This is a genomic window from Marivirga sericea (assembly GCF_900177665.1).
Classification (GTDB): Bacteria; Bacteroidota; Bacteroidia; order Cytophagales; family Cyclobacteriaceae; genus Marivirga; species Marivirga sericea.
In genome coordinates, this window is sequence record NZ_FXAW01000001.1 from 917,065 (window position 1) to 943,032 (window position 25,968).

A 25,968-nucleotide genomic window follows, 5' to 3' on the forward strand; every position below is an offset into this window, starting at 1 on the left:
ACATAGAGAAGGAACCAAACAGTTCCCTCTCTACATCAAAAATGTGAATATTTCATTAAAAATGAAATTATTTCTCTTCTTTTTCTGGTTTAGGTAATAATACCTTCCTTGATAGTCTAAGTTTTCCTGTCTTCTTATCGATGTCTATCAACTTCACTTTAATCTCTTCTCCTATTTCTAAAACACCTTCCATATTCTCTATTTTTTCATGCTTGATTTCAGAGATATGTAAAAGACCATCTTTTCCTGGCATGATTTCAACGAATGCACCATAAGGCTGAACTGCTTTCACAACACCATCGTAAACTTCACCTACTTCTGGTTTAGCAACAATCCCTTTAATCCATTTCACAGCCTGATCTAGTGAATCCTTATTAACTGCAAACACATTAATTTTACCACCTTTTTCAGTTTCTTCGATCACAACTGTTGCCCCGGTAGTCTTTTGGATTTCCTGAACTACTTTACCGCCAGGTCCAATGACAGCGCCAATCATTTCTCTATCAATCTCGATATTTACAACTCTTGGTGCATTTGGTTTGTAATCTTCTCTTGGAGCAGCAATGGTGGTCAACATTTCATTTCTGATATGATCACGACCTGCCTTCGCTTGATTCAATGCTTCCATCAATAATTCTGAAGAAAGACCATCTACTTTAATATCCATTTGACATGCTGTGATCCCTTTTTCAGTTCCGGTCACTTTGAAGTCCATATCTCCAATATGATCTTCATCACCTAAAATATCAGAAAGAATAGCATATTTACCAGTTTCAGCATCAGAGATTAATCCCATTGCAATACCTGAAACTGGAGCTTTAATAGGGATTCCAGCATCCATTAATGCCAATGAACCAGCACAAACAGTTGCCATTGAAGACGAACCATTGGATTCTAAAATATCAGAAACAACACGAATAGTGTATGGCAATTCTTCCGGAGAAGGCAAAATTTGCTTCAATGCTCTAAGCGCCAAGTTACCATGGCCTACTTCCCTTCGACCAGGTCCTCTGTTTGGTCTCGCTTCTCCTGTGGAGAATGCTGGGAAATTATAATGTAAAATAAATTTATTGTATCCAGAGTGAACCGCTCCATCTACCATTTGCTCATCAAGCTTAGTACCTAATGTTACAGTGGTTAATGATTGCGTTTCTCCTCTTGTAAATACAGCAGAACCGTGAGCGGATGGTAAATAATCTATTTCACTCCAAATAGGTCTGATTTCATCTAATTTTCTACCGTCAAGCCTACTGCGAGTTTCTAAAGTGGCATTTCTAACTGCCTTCTTTTGAGTTGCGCTCAAATAATTTTTAGCCAGTGACAAACTGATTTCAGTGTCTTCAGGTAGAGCATCAATGTATGAATCTTTTATCTCTGAAAATAAACGAGCTCTTTCAGCTTTGTCTGCCAAACCTTTCGCAGCTATATCATAAAACTGCTGGTAATACTTGTCGAAAATTTCTTTTTCTAATGCAGGATCAGGTTCCTCTTCATGATTATATTCACGTTTTTCAGTTTTACCTGCAGCTTGAGCTAAATCTAATTGTGCCTGGCACTGTACTTTGATCGCTTCATGAGCAAAGTTGATAGCTTCTACCATTTCTTCCTCTGAAATCTCTTCCATCTCTCCTTCCACCATCATAATATTATCGATGGTAGCAGCAATGATCATATCAATATCAGATTCTGCTAATTGCGTTGAAGTGGGGTTAATAATCATTTTGCCGTCTACTCTCGCTACTCTTACTTCAGAAATAGGTCCTGCAAATGGTATGTCTGAGGCCGTAAGAGCCGCAGATGCTGCCAATGCTGCTAAAGCATCAGGTAAATCGTTCTCTTCTAAAGAAAAAAGCTGAATCATCACTTGAGTTTCAGCATGATAATCAGATGGGAATAATGGACGAAGGGCTCTGTCCACCAATCTAGAAGTTAAAATTTCGTAATCTGAAAGTCTTCCTTCTCTTTTCAAAAATCCGCCTGGTATTTTTCCCGATGAGGCAAATTTTTCTTGGTAATCAACAGACATTGGTAAGAAATCTACTCCTTCTCTTGCTTCTTTGTTTGAAACAACCGTAGCAAGTAAGATAGTATTACCCATTCTTACTTCAACTGATCCGTCTGCTTGCTTTGCTAATTTTCCCGTTTCTATACTTATTTCCCTTCCATCAGGTAGGTTGAAAGTTTTTTTAATTGCATTTGGTATAGCCATAAATATTTTTTTACTGTTTTCTCGTCTTGTTAATTTTGCCGCATTTGCTATACACGTCCTGTAAAAGATGTGGTATTCGTAATGAGGTGATTATAATGGAAAAAGGGAACCCATCAGATTCCCTTTTTTATAAATGAATTGTATTATTTTCTTAATCCTAACTCAGCAATAATTGCTCTGTATCTTTCAATTTCGTTTTTGTAAAGATAATCTAACAATCTTCTTCTCTTTCCTACTAATTTTAAAAGACCAGTTCTTGATGAGTGATCTTTTTTGTTTACTTTTAAATGCTGCGTCAAATGATTGATTCGGAAGGTGAAAAGCGCAATTTGAGATTCTGCCGAACCCGTGTCATTATCTGCTTTTGACCGACCATGATTTTTGAACAGCTCTTTTTTCTTTTCTGTGTCTAAATACATAGTTAGCGTTATTAAATTATTTTAAAGGCGCAAATATACGTATAATTTCTTGTGAACAAAAAAACTGCTTATTTTTCCTTTTTAAATATTTTAAAAAGCTTGGCAATTTTAACAGCATAATAATCTGTTTCAAATAATCTCGAATCATTTCTTGCTTGTCTTAAAAAGAACAAGCCGAATGGAAGTAATATTAGATTGGAGGTCCATACAGCCCAAAAGTTACTAATATCTCCTGCCCTGCCCAGCTTTATTCCTGTTGTATTGATCACGTACGATACAATGAAAAACAATATAGACACAATTACAGGAAAGCCTAAGCCTCCTTTTTTTATAATAGCTCCCAATGGAGCTCCAATTAAGAACATTACTATACAAGCTACTGCCTGAGATAATTTTGCATTAGCTTCTATTCCATAAACATTACTTTCAAATTCACGTGATTCAATTCTCCTATTCTCTCCTTTCAATCTGTTTTTGGCAAATCTAGGCTTATCAACCAAATTATTATTTCCCCTATTTCTCTGTGCATATACGCTGTCTGCTTTTGCCACCAAAGCTGAATCATAATTTAAAATAACACTATCTTGCTGTTGAGCAATTTGATTCTGTTCATTACTATTTTTAGAATCCTTCCTCTTATAATTAGCTTTATCAAATTTTACATTTTTTCCATCTTCTATATCTGCACTAGTTAAGTGATCCTCACTTTCTGCTATTGAGTCAGAGTTTGCAGATATGGTATCTTTTTTCTGTTCTTCCCACTGCACCACAGTTTTAGGCTTTATTTCTTCGACTTCCTGTAAGTGCATATTGAAGAAGCGAGGGGTATATCTGTATATGGTCCTTTTCGCTTTGATGATATCATTGTGCATTGAATCCACATCATTCCGTAATTCGCTCTCATTTTTCATCATTCGATTAGATGAAAATAAGTCCTTATCAGTTCTTTCCATCTCGAAAGAGGCTAAGCTGAATACGACTTTATTATGCTGAAATACGTTACGGACATAATTAGAAGGTTTATTTGGTTTCTTAGCATCTTCTTCTGTATAGCTTTTGCCATTAAATAGCTCCATAACCAAGTATTTATCTCCGAGGATTGTATACATCAATGCGGAATCAGCCAAAATGATCTCAGTATTCCCTTTTTTATCAGAATGATTATAAATAATAAGATCACCTAGAGACTTTTCATCATCAAACTTCTTATTCGCTTTAATACTATAACCTGGTATACCTCCATAAAACGCACCTTCCTTGATATCTATAGAGGGTTTCTTTTGCTTGATGTCATATAAGAGACTGAAGGCCTCTAAATTTGCTTTAGGTACAATAAAATTATTGGAGTAATAAACAAGTGCACTTAAAAACACCACAAACACAAAAAGTGGTCTCAAGACTCTCACCAATGATATACCTGCACTCTTAATGGCTGTTAGTTCGAAATGCTCTCCTAAATTCCCGAATGTCATTAAGGATGAAAGCAAAACGGCCAAAGGAAAGGCGATCGGAGTCATATTGATACTGAAATAACCTATTAGTTCCGCAAATACACTAAAGCCCAAATCCTTACCTACAAAATCATCAAAATACTTGAGCATGTATTGGGTCAATAAAATAAAAACCACCACAAAAAAGGTGATCAAAAAAGGACCAATAAATGATTTTAGGATTAATTTATCTATTTTCTTCATTCAAAAATTATTGAATTGAAATGTTAATACACTCACTTTTTTTAATCTGACTTACAAAGAAACAAGAATTATGCTAAAGAAGTAAATTTAGATTAAAATCATCAAAATTATTATAAATCTAGAGTAGATAATGATCACCAATTTTCAAAAATTTATTCGAAAAACTATCGCTATTCTGTGCATTGCAGTCTTATAACTTCTGAATTTTGATTATTTTGTTTCAACTATTAAAAACTATCCGTTCTCGGACGCAAAAGTTTTTTTTGAAATCTGTAGAGCAATTGATTTTTTGAATTAAAAAGATGATTCTCCATATCAAAAAGCTAGATAAAACTTTATTTCTTATATTCAAAAAATGAGCTTTGAGTCTTTTTAATTTCTAGAGGTCATTAAGCAATACAAAACTAAGGACCTGGATATTTAATGAGTAGCTGAAATTCTGCGTTAAAATTATTCTGCTTGTAGGACCTTATGCTTAATGAACATCCAACTACTATCTCTTACCCCTTCCCAATCTTTAGAACGAAGGTCACTGGCAATAACATGATTACCTGATTTTGGAAAGGCAATTGCTTTTTTAGTAGGGGTCTTAAGTTGAGCAAACATCTGCTGCATAGCGCTAACCGAAACTACATCATCTTGATTATCCTCATCCTTATAATAATAGGCCATAAAAACAGGGCAGTTCACTTTTTCAAAAATTTCTGGTTTCATACTTTTATTGATCATACTGAAAAGAGAGAAATAACTATCTAGATGATAATATTCCGACCAAAAGGCAGCTACAGAATCTGGTCTAACTTCATGATTAATATCACCTCCCATTACCAATTCCATAATATTAGCTCCCCATGGCCCTAATACTAATTTTTCATTTGATGCATCTCTCAAAGCGATGTATGGTGAGTACAAGATAAGTGCATCCACTGCTTCGGGAAATTCAGCAGCTAACCAGATGGCCTGTGCTGCTCCGGTAGAGGTTCCGACCAAAATAATTTTCTCACCTAATTGCTGACCAATTGCCAAAGCTTCCATGGCTGACAACATATAAGACTCGGCGGTTAAACCCTTAAAAGCTTCTTGGGAGGAAAGTCCATGTCCTTTTTGACGGGCTAAAAATAAATTAGCTTGTAAGCTATCAGCTAACTGTCTGTGGACTGGGAATCCCTCTTGATGACTCGCTCCAAAACCATGAAGATAGACAAGAGCGTATTCTGTTTGGTACAGTTCTTCATTACCCCATACTATTTGAGCCTGGTTATTTGGTTTTATATCTTTTTGTAAAGATTCCTTGTCTGCTAACCAGCTTTCTAATGAAATAATATCTGCTGGAATCTCAGGTAAATTTTGTGCGAAATTCGGAGGTTGGATTTTGGGTCCAATGAGATAAAGAATTATAAAAACAACTAATACAGCGACCAATCCAATGATTATTCTTTTGAGTATCTTCATGATCTCTATTAATGGTTTTTAAAATAATGACCTAAAACAAATGCTCCCCCAGCTAACGCTATATCCTTCAGTAAAGAACTTGCCGCTAATTGATCACCTTCAAGAGCAAGAGGGAAATGCACAAAAAGTGCAAAAACTAATAACATAACAGCCAGTAGATTAGAAATTAGTTGTATTTGCTTTTTAATTAATATGCTTATACCTGCAGCTATAAGCGCTGCCCCTGTTAAGTATACCCAAAAAGTTTGGCCGGGAATAAAAGAGGGTACCACATTTTGTAAAGTTCTAGTGTTTACAAAATGAAATACCCCAAATACCACCATCGGGATGGCAAAAAGAAACCTTCCAATATTTGCTATTTGGCTCATTTTAATCTTCGTTTATTAAAACAACCCAATATAAAAAAAATTATCCTCTAATTTTATCCAATGCTTCATTAACTGCTGCTGCATCTTGTTCGGTCAAAACCATTTCCGCATTATGAAAATCTAAAAGTTCAGGTTCAATTTCTTTTAGTAATTTTTGACCAGCAGATGTAATGACAACATCTACTTGTCTTCTATCATACATGCAAGTAGATCTTTCCGCATATCCTTTCTCCACCAATTTATCTACTAAACGAGACGCGTTTGACATTTTATCAAGCATTCTTTCTTGGATAGAAGAAACGGTTAGAGGATCAGGAAATTTACCTCTTAAGATTCTCAAAACATTATACTGGGGAGAAGTTAATTTATACTTTTTAAAAATCTTATGCTGAATTGAACCAATCCAATTAGCAGTATAAATTACGTTTAAGATCGCTTTTTGTCTTTCGGTTTCGAATTTCGACTGCTTAATTTCTTCTTCTAACTTCATCTTTTTTCTTGTTTTAGACCTTTATGTATTAACTAATAGTTTACTTTATTATGTATTGTTAATACATTAAACACGAAAGTATCTTATTTGTTTCTATGTTTAAACATTTAATCGACCAACTATCTAAAAATTTTGATAAACGTTCCTATTCTACTTATTCCGAAGGACGAGGAGCTAATAAATTTGCCAATAGACGGTACGCTCCTGGGACCCCAGCAGGCAATTCCCTAAAAAAACTTAATCCGGTATAAACAAACTTGCCCTTTCCATAAGGCGCTACCAATAAAGCCCCTTTCTTTTCACTTTCACCAGGATCATTTCCTGCTAAGATTGGTACGTAGCTCTGATCCCAACTACTTGGAAAATATAGGCCACGCTCTTGTACCCAGCCGCCAAAATCATCTTTCATTATTTTATTTGGGTAATTTAAAGCAGGATGCTCCGGGCTGATAAACTCCAATGCAGCTTCTTCTACCGTAATCCTATCTCGTGACAACTGCAACGGGTACGGCCAAAAATCAGTATCAGGCAAACTGTAGGTAGTGTTATATTGCACCAAGTACACCCCACCTGATTTCATATATTCATTCATTTTTCCATAATGCACTTGCAAAGAACTATTAACATTATAAGCTCTGATCCCTGCAATTATTGCATCGTAATTTTTAAGTTCAGCAACACCTATTTTTTCAATATCGATAAAATCTACGGTATAGCCCATTGCTAATAATGCTTCATCGACTGCATCGCCTGCACCTTCTATATAACCTATTTTATCGCCTTTAATTTGTACGTCTGCCAATACCAATTTTTGCTGGGCGTCTCTAATAATCACTTGATTAGGTATATGATCATACTGTATCTCTTGGACACTTTTATCAATTGGCTTACCTTCTACGCTGACATAAGCTTTAAGATCAAATTTGCCTTGATTTTCACCCGCAGTGATATTGATTTTGAAATTTTTTGATGAATTCTTTACTAGATTTTCAAAACGCAAATCATTTTCCTTCATATTAGTTCTCCATCCCTTTGGAAGCTCCAGTTCCAACCTTCCTGAAATATCATCTTGTAAAGCCTTAATTTTAATAGATATCTCTTTTTGCTGGTCTTTGGTTGTAAATATGGACACCTCCTCAGCAAATTCAATTGAAAGCGGAGGGATAATATAAAACGGTTGAATGATTTCTCCATTAATCCTGTCTGAAGATTTATATTTCAGTGGAGTATTAAAAGTTAAATCATTTCCATTCACGTTTAAAGTCACTTCCGCTTCAATAGCAGGCTCATTTTCGGCTTTCCCAATTAATTTTTGATCCTCCACTTTGTACAATCCATTCGAGGAAGGATCATTTAACCAATATGGATTAGAATAAGGAAAATCAGTTGGAATTCTGACTTCAAAGCTGTTCATTTTTACCTGATTATTTTTCAATTCTCCTGAAATACCTAAGTCCATACTAATTTGATTTAATTTAGCTGAAACTATGGCAATTTTGACATCTGAACGATTGACTAGTTCTAGGTTGATGTTCATATTATCGCCAGGAGATGCATATTGATTATCATAAAAAAGCATATGATAAAACCCTGCGCATTGAAGAATGAGATCTTTTACTGCTTTTAGCTTTTCTTTTTTTACTGCTGATTCATCAAGGTTTTCTATAAGTTTCTTAATTGCAAAAAGCTGATCTATTGAGGCCTCAGGATGGTTGAACTGGAAATCAGCTATTAATTTACTAATGGCTTTTTGAATCTTCTGTCCATTTTCGAATTTCGCCCATGAGTGTTCTACCCCTAAAAAAAGCTCCTTATCATCAACTGGCCCATCCCAGTACTCAAAATATTCGGTCTCATCACCCCTGCTTCCTGCGGTACCAAAAGCTTGAGATTTATGCCTACTTCTACTCAAAGCTGCCATTTCCGTATAAGAGATACCCAACAGCGGAGAATAGCCACCGGCATTTTCAGTAACATATTTCGACTTATCAAAATCAGCACCTCTGCTGAAAAACCAAGAAGATGTATTCCAATAGATTTTTTTGGGCTGCCAAGCATTTACCAACTCTAATTGCTCAGGGAAAGCTTTTGGATCACCTGCTTTATCAAAAGCTTCTTTGGCTAATATTGCTGAAGCAGTGTGATGACCATGTGTTATGCCGGGTGTTTGATTAAATCTTGTTATGATAATATCAGGTTGGAAATTACGAATGGTCCAAACTACATCAGAAAGGACTTCTTCCTTTCCCCACTTATTGAAGGTCTCATCGGGATTTTTAGAATACCCGAAGTCATTGGCTCTTGTAAAAAATTGCTTTCCTCCATCTATTTCTCTAGCAGCTAACAGTTCTTGCGTCCTGATTAGCCCCAGACCTTCCCTTAATTCCGGCCCAATTACGTTTTGTCCACCATCCCCTCTGGTAAGTGAAAGATAGGCAGCATCAAATTGCTTTCCATTTTCTAGATAAGCAATGAGTCGGGTATTTTCATCGTCAGGATGAGCTGCAACATATAAAACTCTAGTAGTATTTTCCAGCTTCTGCATCTGATGTAAAATTTCTGAAGCAGGTACAGGATCTTTTACCTGTGCAGAAGTATTATAAGTAAGAATAATGAATAAAAAAATCGATAAGAAATATCTCATTTTGGTAAAATTTTTAGGCGATTTAAGCAAAATCTGATCACTGCGCAAACTATTATGGTTCAACGGCTCTTTTCTGTTTTGAATGCAGCTATGACAATTAATAAAAGTGGTACGAGCCAAACTAAATCATTCATGAGTAAATGAAACATGAATTTTTTAGTGAACTGAGAGTCCATGACAATCAAATAGACTACCAATCCCCCAAAAAGCTTAGCCAAAAAAGATAGTAAAATTGGCCATTTGAACTTTAGGGGTTTAAGAAAACCCATGAATAACATGACGGCCACCACCAATATACCAATAGCTTGATAAAAAACCCATTGATTCTCACTTTGAGCACCTTCCGTCATCCACTTGATATAACTATCCGGACTCCAGATTAGAAAAACACCCCATGCCATATTATAAACTGAGGCAATTAAAAGTACCCCACGCATCCAAGCTTGTATCATCTTTTACTTCATTTTATTAATCCAAAAATACTGCTTCGCTTTAAAGATCCCTAGATTATGTCTTCTTAGTTGAAATTAATCCCAACTTTAATGATTGATTCCAGTATCAACAAGGATAGAACTTATCATCATCAAAAGAGTTAAAGCGAAATGCTAAAATTACAATCTATAAAATTACCCTACATCACATTTTCAATTATTCTTATACTTTCAATCTTTTACCTTTCAGGCTGTAAGGTGACTAAATCGAAAGACATCAGTTATATGGAGCAAGACTCTAGCACTAACTTACCAGAAAAGCAGTTAAATATATTTTCTCCCAAAAAAGTGACTAACCTAAAACCCGTTTTCATATTTGTTCATGGTGGCAGCTGGAATTCCGGTAAAAAGGAGCTATACAATTATTTTGGCAAACGACTAGCCCGTAAAGGAATCGTAGCAGTAAACATTGACTACCCGCTTAGTCCCGAATACAATATTAAAGACATGAGTATTGCCGTTGCAAAATCTGTAAAATGGGTGAATGAACATATCGAGGATTATGGAGGAGACCCCAGTCAAATTTATATTTCGGGCCACTCAGCTGGAGGACACTTGGCAGCACTTGTTAGTTTGAAAGAAGAATATTTTGAAGAATTGAACATAGAAAACCCTATAAAAGGAGCTATTTTGATTGATGCAGCAGGCTTAGACATGTATGGCTTTCTAAAAAAGAAGAATTATCCTGCCGGTACCTCATATTTGAAAACATTCACCAATGATTCTGAAATCTGGAAACAAACCTCTCCTATTTATTTTATAGAAGAAAATGATCCTCCATTATTGATTATGATGGGAGGAAAAACACTACCTGGGATCATCTCCAGCACAGATAGGTTTTTAGAGGAGTACAAAAAAACAAATCCCAACCCCAACTATCACTTACAAGAGGGGAAAAAGCATATTCCTATGATCTTGCAATTCTTCAATAGCAACAATAAGGCCTATGATTGGATAGAATCCTTTATCTCAAATAATAATAAAGATTGAAATCCAAAATTTGACAAACCTCAGAGTATTTCATTAGTTAAAACTTATATAGTTTTGTGCTAATTCTATTTCTTTAAAAATAATTTTCATGGAAAATATTAATATACTTTTAGAAACAGCTTCATCTTACTGCCAAAAAGGCGATTTTAAACAAGGAATACATCTATATTCACAATACATTACAAAAAACAATCAAAATCCTGTTGCATTCTATCAAAGAGGCAAAGCTTATTTTAAGATTAAAGATTATCAGGCTGCTCAATCAGATTTAAGTAAAGCAATAAAACTTAAGCCCGATAGCGCTGAACTTTACGCTGAGCGAGGTTTGATTTATTATATGGCCAAGAAACAAGACGCTGCTATGTCCGACTTCAACATTGCAGTAGAAATGGAACCCGAGAACCCATTCCGATATGCTAGTAGAGCCTTCATTAAAGATCACTTAAATGATCTGCAAGGAGCTAAAAATGATTATCAAAAGGCACTTGAATTAGATCCGGAAGATGCTATTTCGCATAATAACTTAGGATTAGTTTTAGGTAAAATGGGCAATCATAAAATAGCGGAAAAGCATTACAAGGATGCTGAAAAATTAGATCCCAAGAATTTTGGCATGAAAAAATCGAGTGATGAAAAAGCCGATGTCACTCCTCAGCCTAAACCAGAACCTGCTCCGTTACCTACCATTAAGTCAAATCAAAAAGAACAGGCTAAATCAAATTTTGGAAATACGGTAAAAGCGTTATTAACGTCCTCAGAGGAGAGAAAGGAATTTTGGGATTTTGTAAAAGGGAAAGTGTTTGGTAGTTAGAAGTTGGGAGTTGGAAGTCAGAAGTAGGAAGTATTAACTCTTGGTTCTAGTATCTATACTCTAGATTCTAGACTCTATTTTCTAAATTCTAGCTAGTCAATCGTTAGCACTACCTTACCTGTGGTTTTGCCAGACTGAAACAATTTCAACGCTTCATGCATTTGTTCAAAATTGAATCGATGGCCAATAAAAGGAGGTTCCATATGAAGGGCTTCCAATTCTTTCAAGATCTGTTGCATCAACTCTTTCTTCTCGTAAAGCCAAATCAAATTGAATCCTAATATTCCCTTATTGTTTTCAATCATCTTCTGAGGATCAATCTTCGGGCGGGTTAAATATAACCAAGCAAGTCGAGGCCAATTAGGGGAATTACTAGTACCACCATATCTGGCTGAACCATAATTCACAACTCGGCCTTGCGGAGCCAGCATATCATAACCAATCTTAAATATCTTCCCTCCTATGCATTCCATGATTACGTCAAGCGCTCTTCCATGCAAGGCTTCTTCTAAATCCTTTTTAAAGTGTTTCGAACGGACTATATACTTTTGATATCCTTCTTTTTTGAGTAAATTAATTTTAGCCGCAGAGCCAATAGTACCGATAGTGAAAGCTCCACTTTTTTGAGCCATCCTATTCGCTAATATACCAACTCCACCTGCAGCAGAATGAATTAACACCGTATCCCCTTTTTGCAAATTCCCTAAATAAAATAATCCATAATAAGCTGTTAAAGCCTGGACCAAAAAAGAAGCGCCCTCCTCATAAGACCAGCTGTCGGGAATTTTACTGACATACGCACCATCTATATTGATGTGAGTGGTATAAGCTCCAAAGCGCGTTACTCCCATTACTCGATCTCCTATTTCAAAGTCTTGCACTTTAGAACCTTTGGCGATGATTTCGCCTGAGTATTCTAGGCCTGGAATAAACGACCCTTCTGGAGTTGCACTATACAAACCTAGAATAGCAAAAACATCTGCAAAATTAAGTCCGACCGCTTTTACCTTCACCTGTACTTCATGATCCTGAGGATTAGCCAATTCTTCCTCTACTAATTTTAATCTCTTAAAAGAGCCTGCTTTGTGCGTACGATATGATTTTCTTAGTGGCATAGTTTTACTTTATAGCTCAAAAATACGGAATCATGATGGTTTTATTTTCATCTCCATCAACTAATAGGAGCCAATCTCAGTTCTTCACGGCAGCAACGCTTATTGATATCTCACGTTTTGACTCTAGTTTCTAGTTTCTAGACTCTAAATTCTAGTAATTAATCTATTTTCAAATTTGCTATTATTTCCTTGCTAAGCCTTTTATATTTGCAGCCACTATTAAATATTACGACTTTCAACACTAATTAATATGCAAAAGAATTTTATAGAAGAGCTTCAATGGAGAGGAATGATTCATGATATGATGCCAGGAGTTGAAAAACAACTGGCTAAAGAAATGAGCAGTGCTTATGTTGGAATTGACCCAACTGCCGACTCTCTTCATATTGGTCATTTAGTTGGTGTGATGATGTTGAAGCATTTTCAAGATGCAGGACACAGGCCCATCGTATTGTTAGGCGGAGCAACCGGTATGATTGGTGACCCTTCCGGGAAATCAAAAGAACGCAACCTTTTGGATGAGCCTACTTTACGCCATAATGAAGCCTCTATAAAAGCGCAAATTCAAAACTTCTTAGATTTTGATGCTAAAGGAGAAAATAGTGCGCAGTTAGTCAATAACTACGACTGGATGAAAGATTTCAGCTTTTTGGGCTTTATCCGAGATGTTGGGAAGCATATTACAGTCAATTATATGATGGCCAAAGACTCCGTTAAGACACGATTGTCATCAGAATCAAGTGAAGGAATGAGTTTTACAGAATTTACTTATCAATTGGTGCAAGGATATGATTTCCTGCATTTGTTTCGCGAAAAAAACTGTAAGCTCCAAATGGGTGGGTCTGATCAATGGGGAAATATCACCACTGGAACTGAAATGATTAGAAAAATAGATCAAGGAGAAGCTTTTGCTGTCACTTGTCCTTTGATCAAAAAGGCTGATGGTTCAAAATTTGGTAAAACAGAAAGTGGTAACATTTGGCTGGATCCAAAAAAGACGTCCCCTTATAAATTCTATCAATTTTGGTTAAATGCTTCTGATGAAGATATGAGTAATTTCATCAGAATCTTTAGCACTAAAGGCAAAGAAGAAATTGAAGAACTGGAAAAGGAACATCATGAGGCTCCGCATCTTAGAGTTTTACAAAAAGCTTTAGCAGAGGAATTAACTGTTAGGGTTCATTCACAAGCAGCCTTGGAGATGGCCTTAAAAGCTTCTTCTATTCTATTTGGTAAATCTACCACAGTAGAATTGCAAAGCATTGATGAAGACACTCTCTTAAGCGTATTTGAAGGCGTACCGCAGGTAACGGTATCTCGATCCGATTTGGACAAAACTGAAAATGTAACAGACTTCTTGTCTGAACTGACTGAAAAAGTAATTTTCCCTTCCAAAGGAGAAGCTAGAAAGATGATTAAAGGCGGTGGCGTAAGCATCAATAAGGAGAAGATCTTGGATGCCAATGCTGCAGTTGAACTAAGCTTGCTACAGGGCAAATATATACTAGTTCAGCGAGGTAAAAAGAATTATTATTTGGTGACAATAAACTAAGTGAACAAGTTTCCAGCTTGTCAAGTTGAAAAGTTGGATGATAGTTGAAGTCAACAGTTAGAAACGCGAAGTCAGGACTGGAGTGTACAGGTAACCTTAAAACATTGTTAGTCTATATTTAAAAAGACAGAAGATAACCACTACAGTATTTGAAAACAAAGGTCTAGAATCTATTATCTAGGCTCTATAATCTTAAGAAATGAAAGACATAATCATAATTGGTGGCGGTATTGTTGGACTAGCAACAGCTTTGAAAATAAAGCAAAAAAACGGCAAGCTTTCTGTTCTGTTGTTGGAAAAAGAAGATAAACTAGCACAACATCAGACTGGTAATAACAGTGGTGTGATTCATTCAGGTGTATATTATAAGCCTGGCAGTCTAAAAGCCAAAAACTGCATAGACGGCTATAATCAACTACTTAAATTTTGCAATGAAGAGGGTCTACCTTATGAATTATGCGGTAAGGTCATAGTAGCCACAGATAAAAGCGAGCTCCCCACCCTTTCCATGATTGAAGAAAGAGGCGAACAAAATGGATTGAAAAATTTGTCTAGACTCACCAAAGAAGAAGTAAAAGAAAGGGAGCCTTATATAAATGGAATAGCCGGAATCCATGTCCCTCAAACTGGCATTATAGATTATACTGCAGTTTCCTTAAAATATGCTGAAAAATTTCAGGCCTTAGGAGGAGAAATTAGCTTAGATCAGAAAGTAAATAACATTAAAGAAAATGGAGGAATTACGACTGTCATCACTAATAAAGAAAGTTTCGATACTAAGCTCGTAGTAAATTGTGCAGGTTTATATTCAGATAAAATAGCAAAACTAACCTCAGAAAAGCTTGATTTAAAAATCATTCCTTTTCGAGGTGAATATTTTATGATCAAACCCGAAAAGCAGTATCTAATTAAAAATTTGGTTTATCCTGTACCTGATCCGAACTTTCCATTTTTGGGTGTTCATTTTACTAGAATGATCAATGGAGGTATAGAAGCAGGTCCAAATGCAGTCTTGGCATTTAAAAGAGAAGGTTATAGAAAATCATTATTCAACTTGGTAGAACTGGGAGAATCTTTAGCTTGGCCGGGATTTCAGAAAGTGGCTGCTAAATATTGGAAGACAGGTTTTGGCGAAATGTACCGATCTTTTTCTAAATCTGCATTTACCACAGCTCTCCAAAAATTATTACCAGACATTACCGAATCTGACTTGACACCTGGTGGTGCTGGTGTACGTGCTCAGGCTTGTGATAGAAACGGAGGTTTGATAGACGATTTCTTGATTTTAGAGGAAAGCAATGCAATCAATGTTTGTAATGCACCTTCTCCAGCAGCAACCTCTTCCTTATCGATTGGTGATCATGTGAGCGAATTGGCTTTGAAGAGGTTCTAAAGCAACTACTCAATCAAAACCAATTCAGCTTCTATTTCCCTAAGTTTATTTTTAGATAAAACCCATTTCTGAGCTTTGTTGATATAAGTATAAAGTGAAGGACTTTCCGTTTTCACCAATGAAAAGGATGGATTATATTTATACTGGTATTCCTTCTCTGCATACTTTAAAGGAATATCTCTTATTGACCTGTTTTGATCGATGCTTAAGAATTGAATAACAACAAATATGCCCTTTTTAGGAAAATATATATTATAATCCAATAAAGGTATTTTGACCTTACTTCTATTTTTCTTACAATCAAAAACTATATAATCTTTTAACAAGGGATCTTTTGGCATCCCATCCAGTCCTTTAGTGAAAAAATTTATAGAAAATTTAGCGCCGTTTATATAACTCAGTGTCTCAAGCGTTATTGATTCTAAAAAGCGGGTTTCTTCAAACCTATTTTCATATTGAAATAACCTAGCAATTTTATAAGGTCTTCCCCCAGCACCTAACCAATAATTATCTGTAAAAAATGAGGATTTTAACTCTCCAATTACGTTTCTAGCAGGAAATATTTTCAAGCTTCTATCCGAAGTCACTATAAGTTCGCTCATTTGCTTGATATCCTCTTCCAGAAATAGAGTATCCTCAATAGAAGAGTATGGAAATTCTACATTTTTATATCCAATAGAAGAAATCATTAATGTATCATTCTGATTTAGAAGAAGTTTAAAACGACCGTCCAAATTTGAATTTGTTCCATTTTCGGTGTTTTTCAGGTAAATAGATGCATAAGGAATTGGTTCTTTTGTTTCCATATTGACCACCACGACTTCCAATTGAGAAAAGGCAGAAAACTGCATCAATAGTAAAAAGCCAAGTACTAATTTCTTCTTATAATACAATAAGAGGTTATATTTCAATTTCTTCAAAGTTATAATTAAAAACTATTTATCTCTTCAGATCTATATTGATACCTAAACTTATTTTAGAATTATCCAACTTCATCCACTCTCCTTTTATATAGGCATATAGCAAATTAGAACTCTCAGTTGGAAATAGGTTTATTGATGGATAATATTCATTCACTTCTACTTTTTGATTGTTATTAAAATCTGTTTCATTTAAACTTATCATATTTTGCTCAATAATTAATTTTTCAATCCCTACAAAAAACCCGTTTTTGGAAATTCTAATATTCAAGTCTTCCATCCTAATCGTATGGCTTTCTTTTCCAACCTTAATTTTTCTTAAAATGTCTTTAAAATCCAAGAGATTTCCTGGTTTAAGGTCTTCAGTTGCTTCATAAATTCTAATATTAATCAAACTATTAATTCTACTAGACAGAGATACATTTATTTTCTCTATTTTGTATGAGTGATAATCACCTGTTGAGAAATACTGGGCATAAATAACAGGATCAGATTTAGTAATGCTCAGTGAGGCATATGAAGTTGCATTTTTAAAATCAAAGCCAATTCCCACTCTTCTCGGTCCATTTGCTGGTTGAGACAACTGGTTTGTTGATTCATTTAATCTAGATAAATAAACATCGTATACATTAGAATCTGGTCTTACTTTAAGAATTTCGTAGCCCGCTTTATTAAAAGATAAAAACCTTGTAGTATCTAGTTCATTAAAGTTAAAATGGCCATTCTTTTTTGCGGTAGTCCCTGAAGTTTCCTCTTCGTTAAAATACCATATATTGACATATGATAGTTGCTCTTTAGTAGCTTTATCGTACACACAACCTGACAATTGTCCTTTTAAATTAGTAGAAATTAGAAGGAAAATCAATATCGCTAATACTCGCATTTTTAGTATAGAATTAATTAAATTGAGGTTTAATTTTTAAAGTTAGTAATTAAAAAATGACCGAAGAAATCATTTCATATTTCGAAGAATATTGGAATATTAACCCGGATATCCAATCTAAAATATTTTTTAGCCTGCTTAGCATTGTTATTTTAGTCATTCTAAGGTTTTCAGCGCTTAAATTAGTTTTTAAGAATTTCAAAAATGCAAAGGAGCGCTATCTCTGGAAAAATGGTGTAAAAAATATTTACTACATTTTATTACTCATCATTTTAGTGAATATTTGGATTGAAAAGATTGATTCCATCGGTACTTTTTTAGGTCTTGTTAGTGCTGGTTTGGCCATTGCTTTACAGTTACCCATTGTAAATTTAGCCTCTTGGCTTTTTATTATTATTAGAAAACCATTTGAAGTAGGCGATAGAATAGAAATAGGTGATGTAGCTGGAGATGTTATTGATATTCGATTTTTTCAATTTACAGTAAACGAAATTGGAAACTGGGTCGGAGCTGATCAAAGTACTGGCAGAATTATCCATATTCCCAACGGAGAGGTTTTCAAAGTAAGTCAAGCTAATTACAATCAAGGATTCAGTCACATTTGGCTCGAAATGCCCGTATTGGTTACTTTTGAAAGCAATTGGAGGAAAGCAAAAACATTATTAGAAGAAATTATCAATAATCATGCGGAAGAATTATCATTCTCAGCCAAAAGAAAATTGCTTGAAGCTTCTAAAAAGTTTATGATTTTCTACAGTAACCTCACCCCTATTGTCTATACCTCGGTTAAAGATAGTGGAGTGGAATTGACCATTAGATTTTTATCAGAGCCCAAGAAAAGAAGAGTTACTGAAAATGGGGTATGGGAAGAAATTCTTGATACTTTTGCAAAGCATCAGGATATCGATTTTGCTTACCCTACACAAAGAATTTATTACAATCATACAGAAGGTAAGCCGGACACTAGAAATAAGTAATACTTGAATGCTTTGTCGCATACTAAGTATTTGATTCACTATATTCTAAATCCTTATGCCATAATCATAATTAATTTATATTTTTGCCTAAACACAATACAGAAAACTATGTCAAATAACTTATTAGCAGGAAAAAAAGGAATTATCACAGGTGCTTTAGATGAGAACTCTATTGCTTGGAAAGTAGCTTTAAAAGCAAAAGAGCAAGGTGCGAAATTTGTTTTAACCAATGCTCCAGTTGCCTTGAGAATGGGCGGAATTCAGGAGTTGGCTAAAGAATGTAATACTGAGGTAATTCCAGCTGATGCTACTTCAGTTGATGATATCACTAAATTATATACAGAATCAAAGGAAATCTTAGGCGGTAATTTCGATTTTCTTTTGCATTCAATTGGGATGAGCCCTAATGTGAGAAAAGGAAAAGCGTACAATGACCTTAATTATGATTGGCTGCAAAAGACTTACGATATCTCGGCAGTATCTTTCCATAAGATGATGCAAACAGCGGATAAAATGGACATCATGAATGAATACGGTTCCATCTTAGGTCTTTCCTATATTGCCGCACAGCGTACTTATCCTTTCTATAACGATATGGCGGATGCGAAAGCGCTCTTAGAATCTATTGCAAGAAGCTATGGCTATCACTTTGGTAAAAGGAAAAATGTAAGGGTGAATACTATTTCTCAATCCCCTACTCCCACAACAGCAGGATCTGGAATCAGTGGCTTTGAGTCATTTTACAATTTTGCTGAAAAAATGTCACCATTAGGCAATGCGACTGCCGAAGAATGTGCTGATTATATCATCATGATGTTCTCTGATTTCACTAAGAAGGTTACCATGCAGAACTTATTCCATGATGGTGGTTATTCTTTCACGGGTATATCTGAAGAGTTGATTGAGGAAATGAAATAATCAATCATCAAATTAAATATGACAATTAACCTTCCAGATTAATAAATTTGGAAGGTTTTTTTAATTCAATTATCGCCCAATGCTAAAATTCCCAAATGCTAAAATCAATTTAGGGCTCAATATCACCTCAAAAAGAACAGATGGCTATCATGATATTGAATCCTGCTTTTACCCTATCCCTTTAAGAGATGCTTTGGAAATCATTCCTTCCGATAAATTAAGTTTTGAGACTTCTGGTTTAGAAATTTCAGGTAATTCTGCTGATAATTTGGTACTAAAAGCTTATAACTTACTGAAATCAGATTATGATCTTAGACCAGTAGATATAATTCTGCATAAGAATATTCCAATGGGTGCAGGAATGGGCGGAGGGTCTGCAGATGGGGCATTTATGCTTAGCCTGCTCAATAACTATTTCAAGCTGAATATTTCCAAGGAAAAGCTTGAAGCTCATGCTTTAAAATTAGGAAGTGATTGTCCTTTCTTTATTGAGAACAAACCAAAAATAGTTAGTGGCAGAGGGGAGATTTTTGAAAATAGCACTCTTGATTTATCAGGATATCTTTTAGCGCTAGTCTACCCTGCTGTTCATATCAGCACCGCAGAAGCCTACAGTTCTATTAAGCCACAACAATCAAAAATTTCTGTTAAAGAAGTAATCGAAAATCATTCTATTGAAGAATGGGAAGGGATATTAAGAAATGATTTTGAAGAGGGGATTTTTAAAAAATATCCGAAACTAGCAGAAATCAAAAGTGAATTGTACAATTCTGGAGCTATTTATGCAAGTATGACGGGAAGTGGCTCTACTGTATTTGGTATTTTTGATAGTAGCATTGATTCAGAAACAATTGAAGCTGATTACCTGTTGAAATTATAATTCTTCAAAAAAAAACCTCGGAGCAAACTCCGAGGTTAGATAATTTAGTCAACCATAATAATACTCTATTTCATCGAAGGGGGTAAGATCACTGCGTCAATTACATGCACTACACCATTGGATGCCTCGATATCAGCTTTTGCAACTTTAGCTCCACTTACAGAAGCACCACCCTTTAGGCTAATCGTTACTTCCTCTCCTTGAACTGTTTTGGCTTTTTGACCCTCTTTCAAATCAGTTGACATTACTTTAGCACCAATTACATGATAGGTCAAGACTGCTACTAATTGGTCTTTATTCTCAGGCTTCAATAATGATTCAAGAGTTCCAGCAGGTAAAGCTTCGAACGCAGCATTGGTTGGGGCGAACACAGTAAAAGGACCATTTCCACTTAAAGTTTCTACTAGACCTGCCGCCTTGACTGCTGTTACTAAAGTCGAAAGAGATTCAGTACCGACTGCTAACTCAACAATGTTCTTATCTTGAGCCTTAACTGAGAACGATAATCCAACTACTAATGCACTTAATACAATTGATTTCAATAACTTTTTCATACTGTCGTTTTTTTAGTGAAGTAATGAAACCCTAATTGATTGGATTTGTTTAACTGATCTATTTCAAAAAATCTTTAATCGAACACTATCTTGATTTCATAGAACTAAATGCAGCATAAAATTTATTACAACTTCGCGGGATATAACATCAGATTTAACGGACTAAGCTAAATTAAATCGTATCGATAAAACTCCATCTTAAATTTTCCGCTTTCCCTTTTCTGTTGAATCTTCTCACTTTTCGTTGGACATAGTTCAATTCACGATATTCATCTTCCAACCGTCTCAACTCGATGCGTTGCTCTATTAAGGCTTGCCTATAAGATTGGACTCTATTGACTAATTCACTATTTCTGAGTTCATCATCAGTCTGGTTATCGATAGAATAGGTATTCAAATAGCTCTTATTCCTTACTATTGATTTTTCAACATCCTCTAATCGTCCTTTTAGATTAATCACTTTATTTTCTTGATTAAAGGCAAGGGCATTCACACTACTGGTAATTGCAAGAAGAGCACCAGCATATGGAATGGCTTCATTGGCAATGGTATGATCTTCAAAAAATGCTCCAGTAGCACTAAAACTACCTAAGAAAAAAGTAGTGAATAATAGTCCTTTTTTAAGCCTTTGATTCCTTTGTACCCTCGAATCTAATTCTCGAATTTGCTTTCTTAACCCCACAAGCAGGGCGTCCGTTGATCTTTGATAATCAATCAATTGGCCGTACAATTTCTCAGTATTTACGCCCTCATTGACAGTCACTGTAAAGAATTTACTATCAGTAGCCCCTTCGGGATCTGTGACTGTGAACAACACATCAAATTGAACCGGGATTCCATCGGCTTTTACAATATCAAAATCTAGTGTGTCGCTCATTAAGAAAAGCCTATCGTTTTCTTGCTGAACATAAAGCCAGTCAGGCTCATTCTCGAGGGAATACTTCAGTTCTTCGATAGGGTGATTATTGTCTTGAATAAAAACCCGTCTCTTAATATCATAACCTTCCCTTATACTTAAGTTACTTAGCTTGGTAATCAAAGGTGGATCGTTTTGCTCACTTTTGAGCACCGTGATTTCTTTTTCTACGAAATGCTGAGAATCTTCTGCTTCTTCTGCTTTCAATTTGATCGTTACAGGAAATTCTGCACTGATATTGCTCATTTCCATGGAACTTAATTTCCAAGTAAATATTCCGTTTTCATTAATTGTTGGCGCTCCTACTGTTAAAGGAATATCAACCGAATAAACAACAGGATCATTATTAGGATCATAGACTGAAAAATCAATATCCAATTCTTGGTCTGCAGTTATAATGTAGGTGTCGTTTACATTATTTCTTAGTCTAGGGGGTAATTCTTGACCAACGATTTGAAAACGATACTTTCTTCTGTTAACTGCATTTGTGTTATCTATCGCAATTAGATCTAGATCAAAATATTTTTTAGCAGCTTGACTTTGACTAGGTGTCCAATCAAGCAACAGGCGATTCCCAACTACATGTGTTTCAGCTTTTTCAATGGTGGTTAAGTCAGTGTTATTATTCCAAATGTAGGTCAAAACAACATCATCGACATTCCTGCTATTCCTGGTTGAAGCAATAAATTCAAGATTATAAGGTTCTCCCTGTAGTAATTTAATAAAAGCTCTGCTGTCTAAAGAATCGGGCTCCATATCAATAGTAGGAACTGAAGGCCTCGCGTTTACTTTGATTAAAGTTTTAGAGGTCGAGATAATATTATCGGAAGAATCTTTTAAATAGAAAAATGCAGAATGTAATCCGAGATCATCAGCACCAGTCTCCCAGTAGAACTCTCCTTCCTGATCGTCAAAATCAGCGTTTAAAATATCGCTCTTCCATGTAAGTTTAAGCTGCTGATTTCCTTCTTTATTGTACTTAACTAAGAAAACCACTCCTTCCCCTGCTTGAGCTTCAACTAAAGCAGGCGATTCCAAGACTATCTCATTTTGAGCAATAAGGTTGAAAGACCCAATAAATAAAAAAATGAATAAAAACTTTATCCTCAACATGGTAGATCGAATTATCTAATTACATCGCTTTGCAGTGCTCTTCTTCGCACAAGCCTATTTACCATAGGATAGCTTAGCACAGAAAGCAAAATGATACCTGTTCCGATGTAAAAACCAAGGCTCATTTTCTCTTCTTCACCAAAAATAAGAAAAGCTAGTACAATTCCATAAATCGGCTCTAAATTCACTGTAAGGTTTACGACAAAAGCGCTCAATACTTTTTGCACTTTTACAGACATCGAAAAAGCTAGAACAGTACATATTCCTGCCAAAATAATTAAATAAAACCAATCCCACTGCAAAGGAATAAAATTCAAAACTTCGGTATCGAAATAGTATATATAAACTGGAATTAGTAGCACCGAACCGATGAAAGCTCCCATCATTTCATAAAAAGTGATGACATAATGATTATGACGATGTGTTAATTTCCCATTTAATACTGTAAAAACACTGGCTAGCATAGCTGCAAAAATCGCCATTATTAAACCCTCCAAATATTGAAATTCAACGCTAAATATGATGTATAGGCCTATCACGACCATTACACCCAAAGCCAATTCGTAGATTTTGATTTTTCTACTACTCATCAATGGTTCTATTAAACTAGTCCAGAAAGAGCATGTAGCAATTCCCACCAAACAAACGGAAGCAGTAGAAACTCTAGCGGCAGCAAAAAACAATATCCAGTGCAAGCCAATGATCAATCCGACTCCGGTGATTTTCAGAAATTCTTTAAGCCCCACTTTAAAGCTCATTTTCCAAAAATATAGGAGAAATAAAAGAATCAAGGTAGCGAACAATGTTCGGTAAAAAACCACTGCTACTGCAGAAATGTTAATGAGTAGACCTAAGATTGCGGTAAGCCCCCATATCAGTACAATAAAATGCAGTTGCACATAATTTTTTACCTCATTTGTCATCGGGGTACAAATTTATAGAGAAATAATCCGACAATGCTAAAAGTGATATTGGGAAGCCAGACAGCTAAAATCGGATTCATAGTGGAGTTTTCAGCTATCGCTTTACTTAAAATAAAGAATATAATGAAGACGAAAGCTATCACAAATCCCAAGGCTATTTGAAAGCCCGTTCCGCCTCTCTTCTTTTTTGAAGAAACGACCACTCCAATAAACGTTAGTATAATTGCAGCAAAAGGGGCCATAAAACGAATATAACGCTCAATCAGATAGATTTTTACATTGTCCGCACCTCTTTCCTTCAATAAACTGATGTAATCATTCAATTCCGTTAAGGTTAGTGTCTCTTGAAGACCATATGTATTTCCAAAATCTTTTGGAGTTATATTGAGTACAGTATCCATCTCTTTCCCTTCGGTAAATGTCTCTTGAATGCCATCGAATTCCCTTAAAGTCCAGTCTTTTATCTTCCAATTACTTTGGGCTGAATCCCATTCAATTCTTCTTGCACTTAATTTTTCTTTTAAATTTCTGTCCTCTATTACCTCCAAAGTAAAGCGATAGCCTACATCTCTTTGATTATTATAGCTTTCCATATACGCATAGGTTTCAGGCGCTATTTTCAGGTGTATATCTCGATCTGTGAAGTAAAAAGGTTTCTTAATATAAGCTGTTTCAAATGCGATTCTCGTTTTATTAGCATCTGGTATTATATATGCATTTAAATAAAAGCTAGATAAAGCTACTATTCCAGCACCCATCATGTAAGGAAGTAATAAGCGTCTAAAACTCATACCACTTGCAAGCATTGCTACAATCTCAGTATGTCCTGCCATTTTAGAAGTTACAAAAACAGCGGCAATGAAAATGGTAATGGGCGTAATTAAGTTACCAATCCATGGAATAAAGGCCCCATAATACGGCAAAACGTCAATAAGACCCAGATTATGCTCCATGAAATCATCATTCTTCTCCGTATAGTCAATAACCGTAACTATTGCTAGAATTATAAGTACCACAAAAACGAAGGTGGATAAGAACTTTTTGAGTATGTATTTATCTAATATCTTCATAATGATTTTACAATCGGGTCATTAACTTTTTGACCATTTTCTGTTTCCAATCATAAAATGTGCCAGATGTAATTTGTTCTCTAGCTTGCTCCACCAACCAAAGGTAAAAAGTTAAATTATGAATACTGGCAATTTGAGCTCCTAGAATTTCTTTAGAATGCATTAAGTGTCGTAAATAAGCTTTAGTGTAGAAAGTATCCACGTAAGTTCCCAGTGCTGGGTCAATAGCAGAAAAGTCATCCTCCCACTTTTTATTTCGAATATTAATAATACCCTCGGTAGTGAATAACATTCCATTCCTTGCATTTCGAGTAGGCATTACACAATCAAACATATCAACACCTAATGCAATGCATTCTAAAATATTAGCAGGAGTCCCTACTCCCATTAAATAACGCGGTTTATCTTCAGGAAGGATATCACATACAAGCTCAGTCATCTCATACATATCTTCTGCTGGTTCACCGACAGACAAACCACCAATCGCATTACCTGACCTGCCTTTCGAAGCGATTTCCTCTGCGGAGCGCTTTCTTAAATCTTTATAAGTACTCCCTTGAACAATTGGAAATAATGTTTGCTCGTATCCATAATTTCCTTCAGTACTATCAAATTGAGCTATACATCTATCTAGCCACCTATGCGTCATATCCATTGACTTTCGAGCATATTCATAATCGCAGGGATAAGGGGTACATTCGTCAAATGCCATAATGATATCAGCACCAATTTTTCTCTGAATATCCATTACACCCTCCGGGCTAAAAATATGCTTAGATCCATCAATATGAGACTTAAAGGTTACTCCCTCTTCTTTAATTTTTCTGGTACCTGAAAGACTATAAACCTGATAACCACCACTGTCAGTCAATATCGGTTTATCCCACCCATTAAATTTATGAAGTCCACCCGCTTTTTGAAGAATATCAAGGCCTGGCCTCAGGTATAAATGATAGGTATTTCCTAAAATGATTTGAGCCTGAATATCATCCTTTAGTTCCCGTTGATGTACCGCCTTTACAGAACCCGCTGTGCCAACAGGCATAAAAATGGGCGTTTTAATATTTCCATGCGCGGTGGTTAACTCTCCGGCTCGTGCATTGGAGTTTTTATCTTTATTTGAAATCGTAAATTGCATAAGAATGCAAAAATATAGCTTATTAAGAAATTATAGTTTTTATTTTCT

The 25,968-nt window shown here is 35.4% G+C and carries 23 protein-coding genes; 7 read left to right on the forward strand and 16 right to left on the reverse strand.

From position 1 onward, the window contains the following. Window positions 1-67: 67 nt before the first annotated feature. The 8 genes from pnp to B9Y84_RS03705 form a co-directional block, all read right to left on the reverse strand. A complete protein-coding gene (pnp, locus tag B9Y84_RS03670; protein ID WP_085515728.1) occupies window positions 68-2,209 on the reverse strand; it encodes a polyribonucleotide nucleotidyltransferase in 2,142 nt (713 codons plus the stop codon). A 143-nt stretch (window positions 2,210-2,352) separates the two neighbouring features. Beyond that, a complete protein-coding gene (gene rpsO, locus B9Y84_RS03675; protein WP_085515729.1) occupies window positions 2,353-2,628 on the reverse strand; it encodes a 30S ribosomal protein S15 in 276 nt (91 codons plus the stop codon). A 68-nt stretch (window positions 2,629-2,696) separates the two neighbouring features. After that, window positions 2,697-4,322 carry an LptF/LptG family permease gene (locus B9Y84_RS03680; RefSeq protein WP_085515730.1) on the reverse strand — a complete coding sequence of 542 codons (1,626 nt, stop codon included), beginning with the start codon at window positions 4,320-4,322 and terminating at the stop codon, window positions 2,697-2,699. Window positions 4,323-4,772: 450 nt separating this feature from the next. After that, complete coding sequence (locus tag B9Y84_RS03685) at window positions 4,773-5,774, reverse strand: alpha/beta hydrolase (RefSeq protein ID WP_085515731.1); 1,002 nt, start codon at window positions 5,772-5,774, stop codon at window positions 4,773-4,775. Window positions 5,775-5,782: 8 nt separating this feature from the next. Next, window positions 5,783-6,142 (reverse strand): DoxX family protein, encoded by a 360-nt coding sequence (locus B9Y84_RS03690; protein WP_085515732.1) that lies wholly within the window; start codon window positions 6,140-6,142, stop codon window positions 5,783-5,785. A 40-nt stretch (window positions 6,143-6,182) separates the two neighbouring features. Continuing rightward, window positions 6,183-6,632, reverse strand: a complete 450-nt coding sequence (locus B9Y84_RS03695) for a MarR family winged helix-turn-helix transcriptional regulator (protein ID WP_085515733.1) — start codon at window positions 6,630-6,632, stop codon at window positions 6,183-6,185. Between the two features lie 154 nt (window positions 6,633-6,786). After that, on the reverse strand, window positions 6,787-9,276 hold the full coding sequence (locus B9Y84_RS03700) for a PIG-L family deacetylase (RefSeq protein ID WP_085515734.1): 2,490 nt from the start codon (window positions 9,274-9,276) through the stop codon (window positions 6,787-6,789). Window positions 9,277-9,335: 59 nt separating this feature from the next. Then, window positions 9,336-9,728: a hypothetical protein gene (locus tag B9Y84_RS03705; RefSeq protein WP_085515735.1), complete on the reverse strand. Its 393-nt coding sequence runs from the start codon at window positions 9,726-9,728 to the stop codon at window positions 9,336-9,338. Window positions 9,729-9,878: 150 nt separating this feature from the next. On the opposite strand from B9Y84_RS03705, the gene B9Y84_RS03710 reads away from it, so the two are divergent. Next, a complete protein-coding gene (locus B9Y84_RS03710; protein ID WP_085515736.1) occupies window positions 9,879-10,757 on the forward strand; it encodes an alpha/beta hydrolase in 879 nt (292 codons plus the stop codon). Window positions 10,758-10,845: 88 nt separating this feature from the next. Further along, window positions 10,846-11,568: a tetratricopeptide repeat protein gene (locus tag B9Y84_RS03715; protein WP_085515737.1), complete on the forward strand. Its 723-nt coding sequence runs from the start codon at window positions 10,846-10,848 to the stop codon at window positions 11,566-11,568. Between the two features lie 92 nt (window positions 11,569-11,660). On the opposite strand, the gene B9Y84_RS03720 is transcribed toward B9Y84_RS03715, so the two are convergent. After that, window positions 11,661-12,683, reverse strand: coding sequence for a synaptic vesicle VAT-1 family membrane protein (locus B9Y84_RS03720; RefSeq protein ID WP_085515738.1), 1,023 nt, complete (start codon window positions 12,681-12,683; stop codon window positions 11,661-11,663). 250 nt (window positions 12,684-12,933) lie between these two features. Between B9Y84_RS03720 and tyrS the strand changes: the two genes are divergently transcribed. Both tyrS and lhgO read left to right on the forward strand, forming a co-directional pair. Next, window positions 12,934-14,235 carry a tyrosine--tRNA ligase gene (tyrS, locus tag B9Y84_RS03725; RefSeq protein ID WP_085515739.1) on the forward strand — a complete coding sequence of 434 codons (1,302 nt, stop codon included), beginning with the start codon at window positions 12,934-12,936 and terminating at the stop codon, window positions 14,233-14,235. Between the two features lie 199 nt (window positions 14,236-14,434). After that, window positions 14,435-15,628, forward strand: a complete 1,194-nt coding sequence (gene lhgO / locus B9Y84_RS03730; RefSeq protein ID WP_085515740.1) for an L-2-hydroxyglutarate oxidase — start codon at window positions 14,435-14,437, stop codon at window positions 15,626-15,628. A 5-nt stretch (window positions 15,629-15,633) separates the two neighbouring features. On the opposite strand, the gene B9Y84_RS03735 is transcribed toward lhgO, so the two are convergent. Both B9Y84_RS03735 and B9Y84_RS03740 read right to left on the reverse strand, forming a co-directional pair. Continuing rightward, window positions 15,634-16,548 (reverse strand): carboxypeptidase-like regulatory domain-containing protein, encoded by a 915-nt coding sequence (locus B9Y84_RS03735; protein WP_139827932.1) that lies wholly within the window; start codon window positions 16,546-16,548, stop codon window positions 15,634-15,636. A 19-nt stretch (window positions 16,549-16,567) separates the two neighbouring features. Further along, on the reverse strand, window positions 16,568-17,431 hold the full coding sequence (locus tag B9Y84_RS03740) for a peptidase associated/transthyretin-like domain-containing protein (RefSeq protein WP_085515742.1): 864 nt from the start codon (window positions 17,429-17,431) through the stop codon (window positions 16,568-16,570). 56 nt (window positions 17,432-17,487) lie between these two features. Here B9Y84_RS03740 and B9Y84_RS03745 point away from each other — a divergent pair, with 56 nt between their 5' ends. The 3 genes from B9Y84_RS03745 (at window position 17,488) to ispE (ending at window position 20,206) form a co-directional block, all read left to right on the forward strand. After that, window positions 17,488-18,408 carry a mechanosensitive ion channel family protein gene (locus B9Y84_RS03745; RefSeq protein WP_085515743.1) on the forward strand — a complete coding sequence of 307 codons (921 nt, stop codon included), beginning with the start codon at window positions 17,488-17,490 and terminating at the stop codon, window positions 18,406-18,408. Between the two features lie 108 nt (window positions 18,409-18,516). Further along, on the forward strand, window positions 18,517-19,326 hold the full coding sequence (locus B9Y84_RS03750) for an enoyl-ACP reductase FabI (RefSeq protein ID WP_085515744.1): 810 nt from the start codon (window positions 18,517-18,519) through the stop codon (window positions 19,324-19,326). A 79-nt stretch (window positions 19,327-19,405) separates the two neighbouring features. Continuing rightward, window positions 19,406-20,206: a 4-(cytidine 5'-diphospho)-2-C-methyl-D-erythritol kinase gene (gene ispE, locus B9Y84_RS03755; protein WP_085515745.1), complete on the forward strand. Its 801-nt coding sequence runs from the start codon at window positions 19,406-19,408 to the stop codon at window positions 20,204-20,206. Window positions 20,207-20,271: 65 nt separating this feature from the next. On the opposite strand, the gene B9Y84_RS03760 is transcribed toward ispE, so the two are convergent. From B9Y84_RS03760 to tgt, 5 genes are all read right to left on the reverse strand, one after another. Then, the gene (locus tag B9Y84_RS03760; RefSeq protein WP_085515746.1) at window positions 20,272-20,760 is read right to left on the reverse strand and encodes a fasciclin domain-containing protein; all 489 of its coding nucleotides are present in this window, start codon (window positions 20,758-20,760) and stop codon (window positions 20,272-20,274) included. Between the two features lie 172 nt (window positions 20,761-20,932). Continuing rightward, the gene (locus B9Y84_RS03765; protein WP_085515747.1) at window positions 20,933-22,789 is read right to left on the reverse strand and encodes a hypothetical protein; all 1,857 of its coding nucleotides are present in this window, start codon (window positions 22,787-22,789) and stop codon (window positions 20,933-20,935) included. An 11-nt stretch (window positions 22,790-22,800) separates the two neighbouring features. Continuing rightward, window positions 22,801-23,712, reverse strand: coding sequence for a DMT family transporter (locus tag B9Y84_RS03770; RefSeq protein WP_085515748.1), 912 nt, complete (start codon window positions 23,710-23,712; stop codon window positions 22,801-22,803). Continuing rightward, entirely contained in the window at window positions 23,709-24,782 is a 1,074-nt protein-coding gene (locus B9Y84_RS03775; RefSeq protein WP_085515749.1) for an LptF/LptG family permease, read from the reverse strand. Before B9Y84_RS03775 ends, B9Y84_RS03770 begins: the two co-directional genes overlap by 4 nt. A 7-nt stretch (window positions 24,783-24,789) precedes the next feature. Next, window positions 24,790-25,920 carry a tRNA guanosine(34) transglycosylase Tgt gene (gene tgt, locus B9Y84_RS03780; protein ID WP_085515750.1) on the reverse strand — a complete coding sequence of 377 codons (1,131 nt, stop codon included), beginning with the start codon at window positions 25,918-25,920 and terminating at the stop codon, window positions 24,790-24,792. Window positions 25,921-25,968: the final 48 nt, after the last annotated feature.